This window comes from Moorena sp. SIO3I6 (genome assembly GCF_010672095.1).
The window spans coordinates 1-1,237 of record NZ_JAAHHU010001480.1 but is presented as its reverse complement, the minus strand read 5'-3'; the positions used below and the strand labels follow the sequence as shown (position 1 = coordinate 1,237).

General features: G+C 46.8%; 2 protein-coding genes. One reads left to right on the top strand and one right to left on the bottom strand.

The window, feature by feature from the left end; all coding sequences use genetic code 11:
* A partial coding sequence (locus tag F6K49_RS50445; RefSeq protein WP_293110410.1) for a proton-conducting transporter membrane subunit occupies positions 1-976 on the top strand: 976 nt, incomplete at its 5' end.
* Here the strand turns inward: F6K49_RS50445 and F6K49_RS50440 are convergent.
* Positions 941-1,105, bottom strand: a complete 165-nt coding sequence (locus F6K49_RS50440) for a hypothetical protein (RefSeq protein WP_293110408.1) — start codon at positions 1,103-1,105, stop codon at positions 941-943. The two genes, F6K49_RS50445 and F6K49_RS50440, sit on opposite strands and share 36 nt — an antisense overlap.
* Positions 1,106-1,237 lie beyond the last annotated feature (132 nt).

Genomic DNA, 1,237 nt, shown 5'->3' with positions numbered 1-1,237 from the left:
AATCGATATTAAGCGATCGCTTTCCCATTCCACCAGCGCTTACATTGGTTTAGTATTTATCGCGGTTGGAATGCAGCGCGCTGATATTGGTGTGATTTTACTGGTTGCCCATGCCTTTGCTAAAGCCCTGATGTTTATGAGCATCGGGGGGATAATCTTCAACACCAATAACCAAAATTTAGCTGAATTGGGGGGCTTAGGGTCAAAAATGCCCGCTACTAGCACTGCCTTTGCGGTGGGTATGGTTGGTCTGATTGGACTTTTACCCCTGGGTGGCTTTTGGGCAATGAGTGAAGGGATTAACGCCTTTTGGTTTGACGCCCCTCTTCTGGTCATACCCTTTCTCTTCGTTAACGCAGTTACTGCCTTAGGTTTAGTTCGGGTGTTTCGGCTAATTTTCCTAGGGAAACCCCAAGCGAAGACCCGTCGAGCACCAGAAGTACCTTGGGCTATGGCTTTACCAATGGTAGCGTTAACCATACTGACATTGCTGGTACCAGTGCTAATACGTCCGATGGAATTGCTATCGGAATGGAACGATCTCAATCTCCTAGCGGAGGTAAGCTTGATAATCTCTGGTGTCGTAGGTTGCACGGCAGGGGCTTTAATTTACCTACCCAGAACCTGGTCGCGGTCAATTCGGATGCCGTTGAAATTGTTCCAAGACCTATTCGCCTATGACTTTTACCTCGACGAACTGTATCGTTACACCATCGTGTTTGCTGTTCTCCTATTTTCCAAAATTACAGCTTGGGTTGATAGATATATCGTTGATGGGTTAGTCAATCTGGTTGGTTTAGGAACAGTATTTAGTGGTCAAAGCCTAAAATACAGCGTTTCCGGTAAATCACAGTTTTATGTACTGACTATCCTTTTAGGAATCAGCTTATTAGCAATCTTCATCACCTGGCCCTTGAATCAGTGGTCTTGGAGTCAGTGGTCATTGGAGCAGTGGTCTTCGTTGATAGGTGATTAGTTGTTCGCGTAGCGTGGCCTTTTGGCCAAGGTTAGCAGGTTGAAGGTTAGCAGGTTGAAGGTTAGCCCGTTGAAAGTTAGCAGGTTGAAAGTTAGCAGGTTGAACGCGCACGCGTGGCCTTTTGGCCAAGGTTAGCCCGTTGAAGGTTAGCAGGTTGAAAGTTAGCAGGTTGAACGCGCACGCGTGGCCTTTTGGCCAAGGTTAGCCCTTTGACTGTTGAACCTTCAACCCCAAACAACCTTCAACCTTCAACCTTCAACA